Here is a 2815-nt window from a genome sequence, read left to right as displayed (position 1 = left end):
TACCCAGATGTAAAAAAAATAATCATCTATTCGCGCGATGAATTAAAGCAGTCTGTAATAAAACAAAAGTACCCAGCATACGATTACCCGCAATTACGTTTTTTTATTGGTGATGTTCGCGACAAAGAACGTTTAACGCAAGCGTGTGAAGGTGTAGATGTCATTATTCACGCAGCAGCAATTAAGCAGGTTGATACCGCTGAATACAATCCAACAGAATGTATTCGTACAAACATAGATGGTGCTGAAAATGTTATTCATGCCGCATTAGCGTGTGGTGTAAAAGATGTTGTAGCGCTATCGACAGATAAAGCATGTGCACCAATTAATTTATACGGTGCCACTAAACTTGCATCAGACAAATTATTTGCTGCTGCTAATAACATTCGCGGCTCGAAAGACATTAAATTCAGCGTTGTTCGTTATGGTAATGTAATGGGTTCTCGTGGCTCTGTTATTCCTTTCTTTTTAGAAAAACGAAAAGAAGGTATTTTACCAATCACACACAATGAAATGACTCGTTTTAATATATCGCTTCAAGACGGCGTTAATCTAGTTATGTTTGCCTTGGGTAATCATCTTGGTGGTGAGATATTCATCCCTAAAATCCCATCATACAAAATTTTAGACATCGCAGAAGCCGTAGCACCTGAATGCGAAACGCGTGATGTAGGTATTCGCCCAGGTGAAAAACTACATGAAGAAATGATTACAGATACTGACTCGTTAAATACGATTGATTTGGGTCCTTACTACGCAATTTTACCCTCTGTATCGTATACATATACCGAAGAAGAATACCTTGCTCACCATAAAGCTGAAAAAGTACCATTTGGTTTTAAATACAACTCAGGAACAAACACTGAGTGGGAAACAATTGAAGGCTTGCGTGAGCTTATTGTTGAACATGTTGACCCATCGTTTGAAGTATAGAGATAGCTAAATGATACCGTATGGAAAGCAAGATATAACTCAAGCAGATATTGATGCTGTGGTTAATGTATTAAAGTCGGACTTTTTGACGCAAGGGCCACAAGTCCCTGCGTTTGAACGTGCACTGATGGATTCAAGCGGCGCCAATCATGCCTTGGCTGTTAATAGTGCAACGTCAGCTTTGCATATTGCTTGTTTAGCGCTTGAATTAGGGGCCGGTGATATATTATGGACAACACCTGTCACTTTTGTAGCCTCAGCTAATTGTGGTTTGTATTGTGGCGCATCAGTAGATTTTGTTGATATAGATCCCGCAACTTATAATCTTTGTCCTGTAGCATTAAAAGAAAAGCTTATCCGTGCTAAAAAAGAAGGTGTTTTGCCTAAAGTTGTAGTTGCAGTGCATTTATGTGGTCAGCCATGTGACATGAAAGCAATCCATGCGTTATCTATAGAATATGGCTTTAAAGTCATTGAAGATGCTTCACATGCAATAGGTGGACGTTATTTAGAACTACCAATTGGCTCATGTGAATACAGTGATATTACCGTGTTTAGCTTTCACCCTGTTAAAATTGTTACCACTGCAGAAGGTGGTGCGGCATTAACTAATAGCAAAGCACTTGCAGACAAAATGGCACTTTACCGAAGCCATGGAATAACACGTGACGAAGCATTAATGGAAAATGCATCGCATGGTGGTTGGTACTATGAGCAAGTGGATTTAGGTTTTAACTACCGCATGACGGAGCTGCAAGCTGCACTCGGTGTTTCGCAAATGAGCCGCTTAAGTGAGTTCGTTTCCGCACGTCATGAATTGGCAGTGCGTTATTACGATAAGCTGGCCTGTTTACCGATTGTACTGCCTTATCAGTTGCCTAACACTTATTCTGGCTTACATTTATATGTTATTCGTCTAAACCTAAATGAAATTAGCAAAACGCATAAAGAAGTGTTTGACGAGCTAAGAGAAAACGGTATTGGTGTTAACCTGCATTATATTCCAGTGCACCTACAGCCTTATTACCAAAAAATGGGCTTTAAACAAGGTGACTTTCCAAATGCAGAGAGTTATTACAGCAATGCTATTTCATTGCCGATGTTTCATGGTATGACCCATGAGCAGCAAGACGAAGTTATCAGTAAGCTAACACTAATATTAGAAGCCTAATCATGAATATAGCAATTATTCCTGCTCGTGGTGGAAGTAAGCGTATACCTCGCAAAAATATCAAAGAGTTTCACGGTAAGCCAATGATTGCTTATTCGATTGAAGCGGCTTTAGACAGCAAGTGTTTTGATAAAGTAATTGTCTCTACAGATGATACTGAAATAGCTGATATTGCAATACAATATGGGGCAGAAGTGCCATTTATGCGCCCTGCTAATATTGCGGATGATTATGCAACTACGCTTGATGTAATAAAGCATGCTGTCGAGTATACCGAGTTACAGGAATGGGGTGTTGAAAATGTATGTTGTATATATGCAACCGCTCCTTTTTTAATACCTGAGTTTATCCAGCGCGGATTTATAGAGCTGACATCGAGTAATATAGATTACGCCTTCAGTGCAACAAGTTTTCCTTTTCCAATTCAACGAGCTTTAAAGCTTAATGATGCACAATGTGTTGAAATGTTTCAGCCAGAACATTTAAATACTCGTTCGCAAGATCTCGAAGAAGCATACCATGATGCCGGGCAGTTTTATTGGGGCACTGCGAAGGCATTTATAGCAAAAAAAGCTATTTTTGGGACAAGGTCGAAGGCTGTTTTGTTACCACGTAAACGAGTACAAGACATAGATACACCTGAAGATTGGGAATTGGCAGAAGCTTTGTTCCGAGCGATTGAATGCTAAAGGTCGTAATTAGGGCTGATGC

Annotated in this window: 3 protein-coding genes; all 3 read left to right on the top strand. The window is 39.7% G+C overall.

Translation table 11 applies throughout. The features are described from left to right. On the top strand, positions 1-933 hold a 933-nt coding region (gene pseB / locus CXF76_RS00510), incomplete at its 5' end, for a UDP-N-acetylglucosamine 4,6-dehydratase (inverting) (RefSeq protein ID WP_101162786.1). A gap of 10 nt (positions 934-943) precedes the next feature. Next, a complete protein-coding gene (gene pseC, locus CXF76_RS00505) occupies positions 944-2104 on the top strand; it encodes a UDP-4-amino-4,6-dideoxy-N-acetyl-beta-L-altrosamine transaminase (protein WP_101162784.1) in 1161 nt (386 codons plus the stop codon). Between the two features lie 2 nt (positions 2105-2106). Beyond that, a complete protein-coding gene (pseF, locus tag CXF76_RS00500; protein WP_024589832.1) occupies positions 2107-2793 on the top strand; it encodes a pseudaminic acid cytidylyltransferase in 687 nt (228 codons plus the stop codon). Positions 2794-2815: the final 22 nt, after the last annotated feature.

Source organism: Pseudoalteromonas sp. 78C3, from assembly GCF_002836695.1.
Lineage (GTDB): Bacteria > Pseudomonadota > Gammaproteobacteria > Enterobacterales > Alteromonadaceae > Pseudoalteromonas > Pseudoalteromonas arctica.
This window is presented reverse-complemented; position numbering and strand designations above follow the sequence as displayed.